This is a genomic window from Aurantiacibacter zhengii (genome assembly GCF_003584125.1).
Lineage (GTDB): Bacteria > Pseudomonadota > Alphaproteobacteria > Sphingomonadales > Sphingomonadaceae > Alteraurantiacibacter > Alteraurantiacibacter zhengii.
In genome coordinates this window covers 117,749-133,251 of sequence record NZ_QXFL01000005.1, presented here as the reverse complement: position 1 = coordinate 133,251, position 15,503 = coordinate 117,749, and the positions used below count along the sequence as shown (strand labels likewise).

The window sequence follows — 15,503 nt, the reverse complement described above, 5'->3', positions numbered from 1 at the left end:
GGGCATCGCTGCCCGGATTACAGCGAGGCCGATGACCTTTTCCGTCAAGTTACTGCAATGGCTGTTTGCCCTGTTTGCCGCTTCTCTCGTTGCCGCTTGCGGAGATGCTCCGGCGCGCGGGCCGGTCGTGCTGGCCCCGGCAAGCATGCAGGAAGCTCTCGGTGAAGTGGCTGGCGCGTGGGCCGCGCAAGGCAATGCCCCGCCGGTGCTGTCATTCGCCGGCACTCAGGTGCAGGCGCGGCAACTGGCGCAGGGTGCGCCGGCCGACGTGATCGTTACGGCTGACGAGGAATGGATGGACTGGCTCGAAACGCGCGCTCTCATCGAGCCAGCCTCGCGGCGGACCGTGGCCGCGAATGGCCTTGCGCTGGTCTCAGTCAAGGCTTTCGGCCCCGACGACACGATCGCAAGTCGACTGCTCGCGCTGGGTGACGGACGACTGGCACTTGCCGATCCGCAAAGCGTGCCCGCAGGCCGATATGCGCGTGCGGCGCTCGAGAACATGGGGTTGTGGGACGCGGTCGCTGCGCGCGTGGTCCCGGCGGAGAATGTGCGGGCGGCTCTGGCACTGGTCGAATCCGGAGAGGCGGCCCTTGGCATCGTCTATCGGACCGACGCGGAGGCATCACCCCGCGTGGCCAGCATGACTTTCGACTTTCGCGACGTGCCGGAGATTTACTATCCTGCCGCACTGGTAGCGGGCGCAGCCCATCCCCGGCGGCAGGCGTTTCTGGATTTCCTGTCCACGCCCGCCGCGCAGGAAATCTTGGCGACCTATCGCTTCGTCCCGGTTGAGCAGGCCCCGTGAGCCTGACTGCCGCCGAATGGACCATCGTCGCGCTTTCGCTGAAGGTGAGCGTCGTTGCCGTCCTTGTCACCCTGCCGGTTTCATACGGTCTCGCGTGGCTCATCGCCCGCCGCCGTTTCCCTGGGCGCATGCTGCTGGATGCGCTGGTTCACCTGCCGCTGGTGCTGCCACCGGTCGTCACCGGCTGGCTCCTGCTGATCCTGCTGGGCAGGGGCGGTGCCATCGGCGGCTGGCTGTACGATACCTTCGGCATCACGCTGGTGTTCAACTGGACAGGCGCGGCAGTGGCCGCCGGGGTCATGGCACTGCCCCTGATGGTGCGCGCCATGCGCCTTTCCATCGAAGCGGTGGACCGGCGGCTGGTAGGCGCGGCCCGCACCCTGGGGGCAACGCCGCTGCGCGCTTTCCTCACCATCACGCTGCCGCTGAGCCTGCCGGGTATCGCAGCAGGCGCCATGCTGGGATTTGCCCGCAGCCTTGGGGAATTCGGCGCGACCATCACCTTTGCCGCCAATATCGAAGGCGAAACCCGCACGTTGCCGCTGGCGATCTATTCGCAGTTGCAGGTGCCGGGTTCGGAAGACGCGGTGGCGCGTCTCGCGGTCATTGCTATCGTGCTTTCGCTGGGGGCATTGCTGGCATCCGAATGGCTGGTCCGCCGGTCACAGGGGGCGCGGGCGCATGTTCTTTGAAATAGCGATCGACATGGCGGTGGACGACCACGCCTTCACGTTGGATTTTTCCAGCGACGCGAAGCTGACCGCTCTGGTTGGGCCATCCGGCGTCGGCAAGACCAGCAGTCTCAACGCAATTGCAGGACTGTTGCGCCCGCGCTCCGGACGCATCGTTGTGGACGGACAAGTGCTGTTCGATTCAGCGGGCGGCGTGGACCTGCCGCCGGAAAAGCGCCGGGCGGGCTACGTGTTTCAGGACGCGCGCCTGTTCCCGCACAAGCGGGTGGCCGCCAATCTCGCCTATGGTGAAAGGCTTGCTCCGGCCGGCGCCAGCATCGTAACGCGCGACGAGGTGGCGCGCCTGCTCGAGATTTCGCATTTGCTCGACCGTTTGCCCGCCACGCTTTCCGGAGGGGAGGCGCGCCGCGTTGCGATCGGTCGTGCGCTGCTTTGCGCGCCGCGCTTTCTCTTGCTGGACGAGCCGCTGGCCTCGCTGGACGAAGACCGTGCAGAGACCCTGCTGACATTGATGGAGCGGCTGCGCGACGAACTGTCGTTGCCGATGCTGCTCGTCAGCCATTCGAGCGCAGAAGTGCATCGCCTGGCCGGACGGGTCGTGAAGCTGGCCTAGGCGGACCGCGCTTTCCGTCCCGCACATGGGCCTGAGGGGACGGGACGTGAGCGACCTGCCTGTGCCGAGACATTTTGCTGGTGTCCCTTGGTGCTTGAAGATGGGCACTAGAATGGGAAGATGCTGATCGAACTACCGTGAACCTAGCGTTCGAAAAATGGCCCATCCTGCTCGACACCGACTGTAAGCACAGAACCTTCGATCCATCCATGCTGACAGCGTAGCAGGTTCGTTTCACTGGCGGTGTGCCATACGCAGTGAGCGCGCTGACCTCCGCTGGCTTTTATCGTTGGCTCGACCATTCAAGTGAAAGAGATTCGCAACGATGGCATCATCGTCGGAAGGGGAGTTCTCCTCCTCGCTTGCTCCTCGCCAGGATCTTTGGAGCGGGCTTGGTTCGTGATCGAAACGCGCAAATCTTGCACTCTGTAACGCTTCCGTAACCCGGCGCCGAAAACCTGCTGCATCGTGCGCGTCGAGGCTCTTTTCCCAATTGTGGAAGCCAGCGCGTCGGCCTTCTCTCCGCTCGTCAAAACAAAAATACGAGGGAGAGAATTATGAAAAAGCTTTATGCCGCGACAGCGGCTGTGACCTGCGGCGTGGCCTTTGTCTGCGCGGCTCCGGCAGCGGCAGCGCAACAAGCCGATGCCGTCGTCGCTTCGCAGTTGCCCGCAGACGCTGACACGCAGCAGAACCCTTCTGCGGGCACCGATGTTTCGCAGACGCTGGAGGAGGTGGCCAGCCCCTCCGTGCCGCTGGACGATGCATTTGTGGTCGACATCTACGGTTCGCTCCGCATCGGTCTCGACTATGTCGATGCTGGCACCGGCGACGACGCGATCAACGGCCGCGACTATCTCAGCCGCGTGGGCATCAACGCCAAGAAGCGAATTGGCGAAGGCCTGGCGCTGGTCGGCACGGTCGAATACGGCCTGCGTTCCGACAATCTGGTCGACTTGCAGCAGAACGGCGATCCGACGCTCAGACTAGCCTATGTCGGCGGGCAGTCGGACGATTACGGCAGCCTCTATTACGGGTCGCAGACGATAGTCTTCCACCGCTTCGTTCGCAGCTCGTATTTTGGCGACGGGCTGGACTCCGTCCGGCTGGGCTCCATCCGCGACGATGACATGCTGCAATACTATTACACCACCGGCAATCTGACCGTGGGTGCTGCGACGCAAACAGAACGACAGGACGGAGACAGCTTCGACCAGTTCCAGATCGGCGCCGAATACAAGACCGACATCGCGAGCTTGCAGGTGGCCGCTATCAAGGACAACCAGGGCATCAACAATGGAACGCTTTGGGGCGTTCGCGGCTGGGTCTATCCGGTTAATGGCCTTACGCTGTCGGCGTATCATCACCAGCAAACCGACGATTTCGACCTCTACGCCGGATCGACAGGCACCATCCGTCTGCGCGATGCGGCAAGCGAAGGCCGGGTTGACGCCATCCCGAACTGTTCGGGCGAAGCGCGCAGCAACACCGGTATCTATGCCAGCTACCGCACCGGCGGCAACCAGTTCCACGGCCGCTACGCAGTAGATTCGTGCGACCTGTCGGGCGACATCAATTCCTACAAGATCGAATATGTGCGCCATTTCTCGAAGGATGCGCAGATGTGGGTCAGCTACGAAGCGCTTGATAACGATCCGCTGCGTGCTCCCCTTTCTTCCAGTGGCGAAAGCATGTCGCAGTTACAGATTGGCGTACGTTACGACTTCTGATGTAATGGCGGAGGGACACCTGGCTGGACCATGCCGATGCCGGCAGCCGATCGGACAAGGTTGTCGAACCCGAACGGCCAATTCCCTCCGCCATCCCGCCGCGCGGCGCAGAATCGACAGTCGGCTTCTTTGGGAGCTATATCCCCAGCAAGGGGCCGAGCCGTCCATTGGCAGGGGATCGTCATTGTTACGCAAGTGGCTGGTGGGGTTTATACAAGGCCGATGGTTGCCGCGGCTTGCATTGCTCGCGGGCCTTGTCGCTCTCGTAACCTTCATCGCGGTGCAACTGGCCAGGATCGATGCCGAGGAAGAACTCGACTTCGAACTGGCGCGTGCGACCGAAACTTACGCCGCCTCGCTGGAGGCATGGCAGCAGCAATACTGGGCCCTGGCCGCGATTTATGCGGAGGACCCGGCCTTGCGCTATGCGAACCTCCGCAACGGCGAAGGCGCGCAGGCTATCTTGCCGCGTCTTACCCGCTGGAACAGCGCGACCGCTTCGCAGGCGACTATGATCGTGCGCCCGGATGGTGCCCTTGTGGCGGGTGCTTTCTCCTCGACCGTTCCGGAAGGAGAGACCCGGATACTTGGCGCGCAGATGCTGCGCACCGCGGCCAATGGCGGGCTCGGACGGTCCTTCGTAACGTGGAGCAACGGGCAACGTGGTTACGCCTTTGCCTTCGAGGTGGCAGACGGCGCGCAGGCCGAGGGCGAGATCGTGGTGGTCGTCGCACCGCTTTCGGAGCTCGAGCAATATCTGCAACTGCAGAGCGATACCGTTCTGGTGGCAGACAGGAACGGCATCGTCGCGGTCGCCAATCGCCGCGATGCGATCGGTCGCCCGATCGAGGATTTCGCGACCACGCCTGAAGAGGCGCGCAAACTTGCCTTCGCGCCGCGGCAATCGCGTCTGATCAATTCCCGCAACGGCTGGACACTCAGCGTTTTCCGTTCGTCGCAGGACGCGGCGCAATATGTCTCGCTTGTCGGCTGGCTGGCGGCTAGCGGCACATTCGCGATTGCACTGTTTGCCCTGCTTCTTCTTTCCCGCCGTGCTGCCGATAAGGAGCGCCTGGCCCTCCAACGCAGCATGCGCATCGAGCTGGAGGAAACTGTTGAAAGGCGCACCGCCGAAATGCGCGAAGCAAACCGCCATCTGCATGAGGAAATCGAACGCCGGCAAAAGATCGAGCAGGATCTGCGCAATACTCACCTTGAACTGACGCAGGCGGCCAAGCTTGCTTCCGTCGGGCAGATGTCGGCGGTGGTCAGCCACGAATTGAACCAGCCGCTCACCGCGATCCGGTCCAATGCCGAAATGGCGCGCGAATATCTGGACCGGCATGACGAGGACAAGGCGATCGCCAAAATCTCGACCATCCTCGACATGTCCGACCGTATTGCGCGCCTGACCAAGCGCCTGCTCAATTTCTCGCGCCAGCCGCGCAGCGATTCCTACGTGATCGCGCTGTCCTTACCGCTGGAGGACGCCTTCGGCATCATGGAGCCGCGAATGCAGAAAGAAGATGCGACCTACGCGGTCAACATCGATGCGGACTTGTTAGTCATGGGTGGCCGCAACCGCCTGTCGCAGGTCTTCATCAACCTCGTTGCCAACGCTCTCGATGCTTGTGCATCGCATGACATACCCTGTCACGTCGATGTCCGATCGCAGCGGGTGGAGAACAGGATAGAAGTGCTGGTTTCCGACAACGGGCCGGGCATCTCGCAGGAACAGGAGGGGCGTATATTCGAAGCGTTCTTTTCGACCAAGCCGCGCGGCAAGGGGCTGGGCCTGGGCTTGTCTGTATCGGCCAAGATCATCTCGGAATTTGGCGGAGAATTGCTTTATCGGCGGGGCCAGAACGGGGGCTCCGTATTCGTAGTCGCGATGCCTGCGCTGACGCAGAAGGAACGGGTTTCATGAGCACACAGGCCGATGTGATCTTCGTCGATGACGACAAGGACGTGCGCGAGACGACGATCGAGAGCCTCTCGCTGGCCGGTCACGAGGTGACGGCATTTGCAAAGGCGGAACGCGCACTGGAGCGTATCTCTCGCGATTTCCGGGGTGTCATCGTGTCAGATATCCGCATGCCCGGCATGGATGGCATCCAATTTCTGCAGGCCATTCAGGAGATCGACGAGGCACTGCCCGTCATCCTCGTCACCGGGCATGGTGACGTTCCGCTTGCGGTTGCGGCCATGCAAAAGGGCGCGTTCGACTTTCTCGAGAAGCCGTTTTCCAACCAGGCCCTGCGAGAGCGCGTTTCGCGCGCGCTGCAATTTCGCAAGCTGCGGCTCGAAAATCGCGAACTGCGCGGTACGCTGAACGGAAGCGGGGACGCGATCGACCGGATGATGGTCGGCTCTTCGGACGTGATGCAACAGGCACGCGAACGGCTTCGCATGCTCGCGGCAACCGACCTCGATGTATTGTTGACCGGTGAAAGCGGGACCGGCAAGGATCTTGCCGCGCGGCTGCTCCACGACATGTCGGCGCGGGCAGGCCAGCCCTTCGTGGCTATCAATCTGGCAGTCCTGCCAGAGGAGAACATCGAACATCTGCTGTTCGGTCACGAGGCCGACGCTTTTCCAGGGGCCAGCCGGGCGCGTTACGGCAAGCTGGAACATGCGCGCGGCGGAACGCTGTACCTGGACGAGGTCGGATCGCTTTCCCCCGCCTTGCAGACGAAGCTGCTGAGACTGGTGGATACCCGCCGGTTCGAGCGGGTGGGCTCGAACGAGCCGATCGATCTTAATGCCCGCATCATAACTTCGACCAATCGCTCGCTTGCTGCCCTGGCGCAAGCCGGCGAATTTCGCGCCGACTTGATGTACCGCTTCGCCGTGGCGACGGTAGAGATGCCTGCCTTGCGGGACCATGCGGAAGACGTTCCTATCCTGTTCCAGCATCTGCTGCGTATCACTTCAGCCCGGCACGGCATGGACGATTATCGTCGACCCTCGGCCGACTATCTCGGCGCTTTGGCCAAGCGGGATTGGCCCGGCAACGTGCGCGAACTTCGTAATCTGGCGGAGCTTTATCTGGTTGGCATCGAAGAACCAAACGACAGCGAAGGTGCCAGCGCGCCACGCGAAAGCCTGCATGCGCGCATGGAAGCGGCGGAACGCGACGCGATTGTCGATACCTTGATCCGTCATCGCGGGAACCTGAAGGCAAGCTACGAAGAGCTCGGCATCTCCCGCAAGACGCTTTACGAGAAAATGATTCGTCACAAGCTTAACCGCGTCGATTTCACGGACGAGACCGAGTGACTGCATGCCGTAAGTGCGGGCGTTACGCTTTCCGCCCTCGTCAACACACAGCTTGGGAAGCTGGCGTTACACAGAGACGAAAAACCAGGAAAAATTGCGAGTAAGGGTCTTCGTGCCGATTGCTCGTAAGCGTTTTCGCCTCTTCATGGGGAGCACGCATTGCGATGCGAAAGAAAAAAGCGATTGGGAGAATCTGAATGCGCAAATTCTACACCACGCCGATGGTCGGCCTCGCCGCACTCGCGCTTACCGCCTGCGGCGTTTCCTCGAACGGCGATGCCAACTCGCCCTCCGGCAGTGCAGAAGGCGAGCAGGTTGCCAACAATGACGGTTGCGATCCGGGCGAGCAGGTTATCAAGTTCAGCCACGTCACCAACTCCGACAAGCACCCCAAGGGTATTGCCGCCAGCTTGCTGCAGGAGCGGGTCAACACCGAGATGGACGGTCGGATGTGCATGGAAGTCTTCCCGAACTCCATGCTGTATGACGACGACAAGGTGCTGGAGGCGATGCTGCTGGGCGACGTGCAGATGGCCGCGCCTTCCCTGTCCAAGTTCGAGAATTACACCACCAGGCTTCGCATCTTCAATTTTCCCTTCCTCTTCGACGATATCGATGCGGTCGACCGTTTCCAGGCTTCTTCCGCCGGGCAATCACTGCTGGATTCGATGAAGGACAAGGGATTGCAGGGCCTGTCGTTCTGGCATTCCGGCATGAAGCAGCTTTCCGCCGATCGCCCCCTGCTGGAGCCAGCCGACGCACGCGGCCTCAAATTCCGGGTCGAAAATTCTGACGTGCTCGTCGCAGTGTTCGATCAGCTTGGAGCCAATCCGCAGAAGATGTCCTTCAGCGAGGTCTATGGCGCGCTGCAGACCGGTGTTGTCGACGGGCAGGAAAACAGCTGGTCCAACATCTACGGCCAGAAATTCTACGAGGTTCAGGACGGGATCACCAACACCGATCACGGCGTGCTCGATTACATGGTCGTCACCAGCTCTCGCTGGTGGAATGGCCTTGAAGAAGAGAACCGCCGCGATCTAGCGCGGATCGTGGGCGAGGTCACTACCGAGCGTAACGATGCCGTGACCCAGCTTGAAGAAGAAGCCCGGCAGGCTGTTGCGGATGCGGGTACCGAAATCCGCGAACTGACGCCGGAACAGCGCGAGCAATGGGTGAATGCGCTGCGTCCCGTTTGGCAGCGTTTCACCCCCGATGTCGGGGCAGACACGCTTCGCGCAGCGCAGGCTGCGAACCAGAGCTGATCGGTCCGCCGGTCCCTTGCAGAAATCGGGAACAGCCGGGGCGAGCAATATCTTCGCCGCCCCGGCCCCACGCAAGGCCCGTTTCCCGACGAGAGGATGATGTCCGATGTTTTATGAAATGGGTGAATCGCCAAGCCTGATCGGCCGCATCGAGCGTCTGTTCATCGCGGTGGTCCTGGGTCTGATGACGATGATCACCTTTGCCAACGTGATCGCCAGGTACGTGTTCAACTCCAATGTGCTGTGGGCCGTGGAGGCCACCGTCTATCTGTTCGCCTGGCTGGTGCTGATCGGGGCTGCGCACTGCGTTGCCATCACAGCCCACCTGGGTGTGGATGCCGCGGTCAATCTGCTGGGCAATACCGGCAAACGCATCGCCGCCCTGTTCGCGGTTGCCGCCTGCCTTGCATACACGATCCTGCTCCTGATCGGTTCGTGGAATTACTGGTATCCCTTCGTGACCGATCTGTCGTTCCTTACGACAGAAGACGTTCCGATGATGCCCGGCTTCGGCTGGCTTGCCTTCATGAACGGCGGCGAACCTTACGAGAAGCTGCCGCGCTTCATCCCGTATTTCGTGCTTCCCCTGTCGATGGTGCTGCTCACCATCCGGTGGACGATCTCGGCCATCGAGATCCTCCAGGGCAAGCGCACTTCGGTAATCGCCAGCCACGAAGTCGTCGAAGAACTCGAAGACCGTGATGCGCATGTCGAAGACACCGCAGTCTCGGCCAAGGAGACTACCAATGGCTGAAGTCCTTATCCTGTTCGCCATGGTCATCGCCCTGCTGGTGCTGGGTGCGCCGGTGGGCATCTCGATCGGCCTGAGCTCGATCGTCTTCCTGCTGATCTATTCCGATGGTTCGCTTACCTCTGTTGCCAACACGCTGTTCGATGCGTTTCACGGGCATTACACTTTGCTGGCCATCCCGTTCTTCATCCTCGCCGCGGCCTTCATGTCGACAGGCGGTGTGGCGCAGCGCATCATCCGCTTTGCTGTCGCCTGCGTCGGTCATTTGCCTGGTGGCCTTGCTATTGCGGGCGTGTTTGCCTGCATGCTGTTTGCTGCCCTCTCCGGCTCATCCCCTGCCACAGTGGTTGCCGTTGGCTCCATCGTGATCGCGGGCATGACGCAGGTTGGCTACCCCAAGGAATTCGGGGCCGGCGTGGTGTGTAACGCCGGCACGCTCGGTATCTTGCTGCCGCCGTCTATCGTGATGGTGGTCTATGCCGCCACAGTCGATGTGTCGGTGGGCCGCATGTTCCTGGCGGGTGTCATCCCCGGCATCATCGCTGGCGGCATGCTGATGGTCGCGATTTACGCCTATGCCCGCTGGAAGAAGCTGGCGCGGGGTCAATGGGCCGGCTGGCGCGAGATCGGCAAATCGGGCGCGGATGCGTTCTGGGGCCTGATGCTGGTTGTGGTGGTGCTGGGCGGCATCTGGGGCGGCGTGTTCACCCCGACAGAGGCCGCTGCGATGGCCGCCGTCTACGCCTTCGTGGTCGCCAACTTCATTTACCGGGACATGGGGCCGCTGAAAGCGCAGAGCCGTGAAGGACAGCCGGTGATGCTGACGGAGAAGTCTGTCGATACCGGTATCCTTGCCATGAGCGGCGGAGCCGCGGTGCTTGGCGGCAACGACCCTGCCACGGGAAGGGGCGCAGCCCGCGCCGATGATCCGTCGCGCCCGGTCTCCCTTCTTCGCAAGCCGCAAGCGCTTTTCACCGCGTGGTTCCACAAGGACACGCAGGAAGTGCTCTATGATGCGGGCAAGATTACGATCACGCTGATGTTTATCATCGCCAATGCGCTGATCCTGAAGCACGTGCTGACCGAAGAACAGCTGCCGCAGCACATCACGCAGGCCATGCTGGCCTGGGGTCTCGGGCCGGTGATGTTCCTGGTGGTGGTGAACCTGATCCTGCTTATCGGCGGCCAGTTCATGGAGCCATCCGGCCTGATCGTTATCGTCGCGCCGCTCGTGTTTCCGATTGCCATGCAGCTGGGTATCGATCCCATCCACCTGGGCATCATCATGGTGGTGAACATGGAGATCGGAATGATCACACCACCTGTCGGGCTGAACCTGTTCGTCACCTCCGGAGTCGCGAATATGTCGATGCTGGCCGTGGTGAAGGCCGCGTTGCCGTGGCTGGGCGTGCTGGTGATCTTCCTGATTATGGTTACTTACATCCCGAGCATCTCGACCTGGCTGCCGACCATGATGATGGGTCCGGAAACCGTCATACGCTAACTCGGCCGCAAGTTCGGCCAGCGGACCGGGGGCGTCCCTCCCCTTTCTCCCGCCCCCGGTCCGCTTTTTGTACAATGGATAACAGGTCGATGTACCAACCAAGGCAGAACCCGACCCGATTGGACGCCAAGGCGATCCTGTCCGATCCCCTGCGGAACAAGGGCACGGCCTTTACCGACGAAGAACGCGACCGGCTGGGACTACACGGCCTGCTGCCGAGCCATGTGTCGACAATGGACGGCCAGATCGAACGGCGCATCGCCGTCCTTCGCGCGTTTTCGACCCCGTTCGAGAAATACGCTTTCCTGCGCGACCTGCAGGATACCAACGAAACGCTCTTCTATGCGCTGCTGGCGCGCCACCGCTCCGAACTGCTGCCGCTCGTCTACACGCCCACCGTGGGTGAGGCATGCGTGCGTTTCAGCGAGATATATCGCAGGGCCCGCGGCCTGTTCCTCTCGTATCCGCTGAAAGGACGCCTGAAGCAAATTCTGGCCGATCTGCCGTTCGACGAGGTCCAGGTGATCTGCGCGACGGATGGAGAGCGCATCCTCGGCCTTGGCGATCAGGGTGCAGGCGGCATGGGCATTCCGATCGGGAAACTGTCGCTCTACACCGATTGCGCAGGCATCGATCCCGCGCGTACCATGCCGATCCTGCTGGATACCGGCACGGATAATGAAGCGCTGCTCGGTAATCCGCTTTACGTCGGATGGCGGCACCGCCGCGTGCGCGGATCCGAATACGATGACTTCATCGAGGAGTTCGTGGAGGCTGTTCGCGAACGCTGGCCGCATGCCATGCTGCAGTGGGAGGACTTTGCCGGCCCTAACGCGGTTTCGCTGCTAGACCGCTATCGGCACCGCCTGCCTTCCTTCAACGATGACATACAGGGCACTGCCGCCACGGCTCTCGCTGCAATTTTAGCCGCGGAGCGGCTGGCCGGGATTGATCTTGCCGAGCGTAATATTTTGCTGTTCGGCGCAGGTGCCGCAGGGTGCGGCATAGCCGGACTGATACTCGGCGAGCTGGAGCGCCGGGGCCTGTCTCGCGAAGGTGCCCTGGATCGCCTCTATGCTGTCGACCGCGATGGCCTCCTGATCGAAAACGTCAACGTGACCACCTTGAACCAGGCTTTGTTTGCCAGGCCGCAATCGGAAGCAGACGACTGGTTGGCTTCAGGCCAGGCACCATCCCTGATCGAGGCGATCCAGCGCGCGCAGCCTGCCGTGCTTATCGGTACTTCCGGTCAGTTCGCAGCTTTCGACAGGCCTGTTGTCGAGGCCATGGCGAAGCATAATGACCGCCCCATTATCCTGCCTCTTTCCAACCCGGCGATCCGCGCCGAAGCGAGCGCGGCTGACGTACAGGCTTGGTCGGACGGACGCGCCATCATCGGCACCGGCAGTCCCTCGCAGGGGCGCGATGGCACCGTCACGCAGGTCAACAACGTCTATATCTTCCCCGGGATCGGGCTGGGGGCGCTGGTATCGGGCGCGCAAACCATCACCGATGCCATGTTCGCCGAAGCGGCCGAGTGCCTGGCTTCGCTATCCCTGCACGATGATGGAGGCGCCCTTTTCCCACCGACGGACCGCCTGGCCGAAGTCGCCGACACCATAGCGCTCGCCGTATGCCACGTCGCAGAGCGCGATCTTGGAGCACTTGCGCCTTTGGACGGTTGGGAAAAAGCTATCGCCAGGCACCGCTGGGCTCCGGCTTATCGCGATTTGTTACCTGGCTGACATATCGAAAAGGAAAGACTGTTCCGCTGGTAATGGTAGTTTCGGCTGCGGCGCGGCGCAGTACATGACCGGCAAGCTTTGAATATGTTGCGGCCAACGCGTCAAACGATGCTAATCACATGGTTGCGTCTTCATTGGCACGCCATCGTCTTGGCGCAGCGGCGCATGGGTACTCCCGGCACAACGGTGAACGCCCCCACGCGGCAACCGGGCCATAGCGCCCCAGCCTAATTGCTATTGCTGTGAAAAAGTGCGGCGAGGGCACTCATCCATGGACGAGCTGCCCATCTTTGATCGGAAGTGGTGCCGCTTACAGGACTCGAACCTGTGACCCCATCATTACGAATGATGTGCTCTACCAACTGAGCTAAAGCGGCCTTCCAGCGCCCCTTAGTGCCACGATTGCCATCGGGCAACGCGGAAATGCAGGGAAGTGGAGGCCCGAGCCGGAATCGAACCGGCGTGCAAGGATTTGCAGTCCTCTGCGTAACCACTCCGCCATCGGGCCGGAGCGCGGGCAAGTAGCGAACCGGATGCGCAAGTGCAATGCTTTCTTGGGGCTTTCTTGGGGCTTTCTTGGGCGAATTGGGCGCGGATACTTTTTTGCGCGAATACCCCGGTCACGGCCAACTTGGTAACTTTCTGCTAAACAGCTCTCGCCTAGGGTAGGGGCTCAGGCGAAAGGGCAGCTTCCAGATGAAAGCAGGATTGATGGACCGCGACAATGCCGATGTCGTGCGCGTGAAGGTTCGCGCGAAGACGGGGGGCTCCATCGACTTGCAGGTTCTGGATATTTCCGCGGGCGGTTGCATGGTCGATTTCCACGGATCGGCCGCTCGTCCCGGGGAACGCGTGCTGGTCACTCTGCCAGGCCTTTCTGCCCTGCCGGGCGAACTGGTCTGGGCCGAAGATGGCCGCGCGGGGATCGCTTTCGAGGCGCCGCTTCATGAAACCGTTCTCGACCGGTTCAAGAGCATGCTGAACTGCTAGCCCGGCAGCGGTGGTTCAGGCGTCCTGTTTGGCCCAGCCGGGTTCGTAGAGGTAGCGATCAAGCTTGCCAGGCTGCGCTGCCTTACCCTTCAGCATCAAGGATCCTGGATCGGCCAGTCGGTAGCCGCCTTCCGGCGCCGTTGCCACCAGCGCCTCGCAGCCTGCGAGTGCCAGCTTTGCCCGTAAGCGCGAGACATGCACTTCCACGCTGTTCGTTTCCGGCTCATGGAGCATGCGCCAGACATCTTCGATAAGCTGCTTTGGGGTGACGCGTTCGCCCGGCGTTTCGGTCAGCCGCCAGAGAAGAGCGAACTCGGGCGGATGCAGTCCGAGCCAGCGCGTGCCATGCCGTGCATCGCGGTGAAGCAGGTCCAGCGAAAGCGGCTCGATGTGGCAGCGGCGGCGCATCATGTCGAACACCTGGGTCATACGCTGCGCGCGGGCTTCCAGTTCGTGCAGTCCCGTGGTGGCCGGCAACGCGTCGGCGCAGCCCAGCGAGAGCAATTTTGCCTGTTCGGAGGATCCTTCCACACCCAGCATCATGACACACCGCACAAGCAGGTCGTCTGTGGCCAGTGCCCGACGCACCGACGGTGCAAGTGCGCGCCCGACGTAAAGCAGCACGTGGCGACACCCTGTCCTGCCGTCATCGTTACCGTGGCACAGGGTCCAGCCACGCCGGCGCAGGTCCAATTCTGCAGGAGGCACCCGGTTGCGGGCTATCCAGCCGAAAATAGCCATTGTCGCTCCGTGTCAGCTTCCGCCAAGGCGACGCAGCAGCATCTTTCCGTCGGCGCAACTACGCAATCGGTCTTAGGAGACGCGTTTATCGCCGGACGTTGATGACGACTTAGGAGCCGGAGGTGTTGACGCCCATTTCCTGGAAGTAGCGCTTCACGTTGCGGGCAGCCTGCCGCAGCCGCTGTTCATTCTCGACCATGGCGATGCGCACGTAGCCTTCGCCGTCCTCGCCATAGCCCACGCCCGGCGCCACGGCCACTTCGGCCTTTGTGAGCAGTTGCTTGGAAAATTCCAGGCTGCCCATCTCCTTCAGGGCCGGTGGCAGCGGTGCCCAGGCGAACATGCTGGCGGGCGGCGGCGGAATTTCCCATCCGGCGCGGCCGAAGGCTTCCACCATCACGTCGCGCCGCTTGTGATACATCTCGCGGTTTGTCTCGACGAAGTCCTGCGGCCCGTTCAGCGCGGCACAGGCAGCGGCCTGGATGGGGGTGAAGGCACCGTAGTCGATATAGCTCTTCACGCGGGCGAGGGCGGAGATCAGCGTCTGGTTGCCCACGGCAAAGCCGATCCGCCAGCCAGCCATGCCGAATGTCTTCGATAGGCTGGTGAATTCCACTGCCACGTCCTTCGCGCCGGGAACCTGCAAGATGGAGGGGGTCGGCTTACCGTCGTAATAGAGTTCCGAATAGGCGAGGTCGGAGAGGATCCAAACCTTGTGGAACTTGGCCCAGTCGACCAGCTTCTTGTAGAAATCGAGGTCCACTACCTCCGCCGTCGGGTTGGAGGGGAAGTTGACCACGAGTATGGTCGGGCGCGGTACGGTGAAGTTCACCGCTGCTTCCAGCGCTTCCCAGTATTTTTCATCCGGCGTGGTCGGCACCGAGCGGATCGAGGCGCCCGCGATGATGAAACCGAAGGTGTGGATCGGGTAGCTGGGATTGGGCGCCAGGATCGTATCGCCGGGCGCGGTAATCGCGGTGGCCAGGCTAGCAAGGCCTTCCTTGGAGCCGAGCGTCACGACCACCTCGTTGTCGGGATCGAGATCGACGCCGAACCGGCGTTCGTAATAATTTGCCTGCGCCTTGCGCAGACCGGGAATACCCTTGGACTGGGAATAGCCGTGCGCATCGGGGTTCTGCGCCACTTCACACAGCTTGTCGATCACGTGCTTGGGCGGCGGCTGGTCCGGGTTGCCCATGCCTAGGTCGATGATGTCGCGCCCCTCCGCACGCGCGGCCGCTCGCATCGCATTGACTTCAGCGATGACATAGGGCGGGAGGCGCTTCATGCGGTAGAATTGCTGGTCCATCGTATCCTTCTCTTCGGGGCCGTTGTGCGGCCTATCTGGCGTAAAGGGGGGGCGAGCGCAACGCAGCAAAGCGCCTTGC

The 15,503-nt window shown here is 61.9% G+C and carries 13 protein-coding genes and 2 tRNA genes; 11 read left to right on the top strand and 4 right to left on the bottom strand.

The window, feature by feature from the left end; all coding sequences use genetic code 11:
- Positions 1 to 31 precede the first annotated feature (31 nt).
- From modA to D2V07_RS12320, 10 genes are all read left to right on the top strand, one after another.
- Complete coding sequence (gene modA / locus D2V07_RS12360) at positions 32 to 808, top strand: molybdate ABC transporter substrate-binding protein (RefSeq protein WP_158586830.1); 777 nt, start codon at positions 32 to 34, stop codon at positions 806 to 808.
- The gene (gene modB / locus D2V07_RS12355) at positions 805 to 1,500 is read left to right on the top strand and encodes a molybdate ABC transporter permease subunit (RefSeq protein ID WP_119587306.1); all 696 of its coding nucleotides are present in this window, start codon (positions 805 to 807) and stop codon (positions 1,498 to 1,500) included. The genes modA and modB overlap by 4 nt, the downstream gene beginning before the upstream one ends.
- Positions 1,490 to 2,113, top strand: a complete 624-nt coding sequence (locus tag D2V07_RS12350; RefSeq protein WP_119587304.1) for an ATP-binding cassette domain-containing protein — start codon at positions 1,490 to 1,492, stop codon at positions 2,111 to 2,113. The genes modB and D2V07_RS12350 overlap by 11 nt, the downstream gene beginning before the upstream one ends.
- Positions 2,114 to 2,670: 557 nt before the next feature.
- Positions 2,671 to 3,843 (top strand): porin, encoded by a 1,173-nt coding sequence (locus tag D2V07_RS18580; RefSeq protein ID WP_158586829.1) that lies wholly within the window; start codon positions 2,671 to 2,673, stop codon positions 3,841 to 3,843.
- A gap of 241 nt (positions 3,844 to 4,084) precedes the next feature.
- On the top strand, positions 4,085 to 5,770 hold the full coding sequence (locus tag D2V07_RS12345; protein ID WP_233548389.1) for a sensor histidine kinase: 1,686 nt from the start codon (positions 4,085 to 4,087) through the stop codon (positions 5,768 to 5,770).
- Positions 5,767 to 7,122, top strand: coding sequence for a sigma-54-dependent transcriptional regulator (locus D2V07_RS12340; RefSeq protein WP_119587301.1), 1,356 nt, complete (start codon positions 5,767 to 5,769; stop codon positions 7,120 to 7,122). The genes D2V07_RS12345 and D2V07_RS12340 overlap by 4 nt, the downstream gene beginning before the upstream one ends.
- 197 nt (positions 7,123 to 7,319) lie before the next feature.
- Positions 7,320 to 8,384, top strand: coding sequence for a DctP family TRAP transporter solute-binding subunit (locus D2V07_RS12335; protein ID WP_325049017.1), 1,065 nt, complete (start codon positions 7,320 to 7,322; stop codon positions 8,382 to 8,384).
- 118 nt (positions 8,385 to 8,502) lie between these two features.
- Positions 8,503 to 9,138, top strand: a complete 636-nt coding sequence (locus D2V07_RS12330; protein ID WP_199698792.1) for a TRAP transporter small permease — start codon at positions 8,503 to 8,505, stop codon at positions 9,136 to 9,138.
- Positions 9,131 to 10,639 (top strand): TRAP transporter large permease, encoded by a 1,509-nt coding sequence (locus tag D2V07_RS18860; protein WP_233548388.1) that lies wholly within the window; start codon positions 9,131 to 9,133, stop codon positions 10,637 to 10,639. The genes D2V07_RS12330 and D2V07_RS18860 overlap by 8 nt, the downstream gene beginning before the upstream one ends.
- Before the next feature lie 89 nt (positions 10,640 to 10,728).
- A complete protein-coding gene (locus tag D2V07_RS12320; protein ID WP_199698791.1) occupies positions 10,729 to 12,384 on the top strand; it encodes an NAD-dependent malic enzyme in 1,656 nt (551 codons plus the stop codon).
- Between the two features lie 301 nt (positions 12,385 to 12,685).
- Here the strand turns inward: D2V07_RS12320 and D2V07_RS12315 are convergent.
- Positions 12,686 to 12,761: transfer RNA gene (locus D2V07_RS12315), tRNA-Thr, on the bottom strand.
- A 57-nt stretch (positions 12,762 to 12,818) separates the two neighbouring features.
- Positions 12,819 to 12,892: transfer RNA gene (locus D2V07_RS12310), tRNA-Cys, on the bottom strand.
- 188 nt (positions 12,893 to 13,080) lie between these two features.
- On the opposite strand from D2V07_RS12310, the gene D2V07_RS12305 reads away from it, so the two are divergent.
- Positions 13,081 to 13,374 carry a PilZ domain-containing protein gene (locus tag D2V07_RS12305; protein WP_119587298.1) on the top strand — a complete coding sequence of 98 codons (294 nt, stop codon included), beginning with the start codon at positions 13,081 to 13,083 and terminating at the stop codon, positions 13,372 to 13,374.
- A 15-nt stretch (positions 13,375 to 13,389) separates the two neighbouring features.
- Here D2V07_RS12305 and D2V07_RS18855 read toward each other — a convergent pair whose 3' ends face one another.
- The gene (locus D2V07_RS18855; RefSeq protein ID WP_233548387.1) at positions 13,390 to 14,115 is read right to left on the bottom strand and encodes a winged helix-turn-helix domain-containing protein; all 726 of its coding nucleotides are present in this window, start codon (positions 14,113 to 14,115) and stop codon (positions 13,390 to 13,392) included.
- Between the two features lie 109 nt (positions 14,116 to 14,224).
- Positions 14,225 to 15,424 carry an LL-diaminopimelate aminotransferase gene (locus tag D2V07_RS12295; RefSeq protein WP_119587297.1) on the bottom strand — a complete coding sequence of 400 codons (1,200 nt, stop codon included), beginning with the start codon at positions 15,422 to 15,424 and terminating at the stop codon, positions 14,225 to 14,227.
- Positions 15,425 to 15,503 lie beyond the last annotated feature (79 nt).

Bases quoted from the DNA above. Each gene is read 5' to 3' on its own strand.
- D2V07_RS12295 (WP_119587297.1), bottom strand. From the start codon at position 15,424: ATGGACCAGCAATTCTACCGCATGAAGCGCCTCCCGCCCTATGTCATC.
- D2V07_RS12350 (WP_119587304.1), top strand. From the start codon at position 1,490: ATGTTCTTTGAAATAGCGATCGACATGGCGGTGGACGACCACGCCTTC.
- D2V07_RS18580 (WP_158586829.1), top strand. From the start codon at position 2,671: ATGAAAAAGCTTTATGCCGCGACAGCGGCTGTGACCTGCGGCGTGGCC.
- D2V07_RS12335 (WP_325049017.1), top strand. From the start codon at position 7,320: ATGCGCAAATTCTACACCACGCCGATGGTCGGCCTCGCCGCACTCGCG.
- D2V07_RS18860 (WP_233548388.1), top strand. From the start codon at position 9,131: ATGGCTGAAGTCCTTATCCTGTTCGCCATGGTCATCGCCCTGCTGGTG.
- D2V07_RS12330 (WP_199698792.1), top strand. From the start codon at position 8,503: ATGGGTGAATCGCCAAGCCTGATCGGCCGCATCGAGCGTCTGTTCATC.
- modA (WP_158586830.1), top strand. From the start codon at position 32: ATGACCTTTTCCGTCAAGTTACTGCAATGGCTGTTTGCCCTGTTTGCC.
- D2V07_RS12340 (WP_119587301.1), top strand. From the start codon at position 5,767: ATGAGCACACAGGCCGATGTGATCTTCGTCGATGACGACAAGGACGTG.
- D2V07_RS18855 (WP_233548387.1), bottom strand. From the start codon at position 14,115: ATGGCTATTTTCGGCTGGATAGCCCGCAACCGGGTGCCTCCTGCAGAA.
- D2V07_RS12305 (WP_119587298.1), top strand. From the start codon at position 13,081: ATGAAAGCAGGATTGATGGACCGCGACAATGCCGATGTCGTGCGCGTG.
- D2V07_RS12320 (WP_199698791.1), top strand. From the start codon at position 10,729: ATGTACCAACCAAGGCAGAACCCGACCCGATTGGACGCCAAGGCGATC.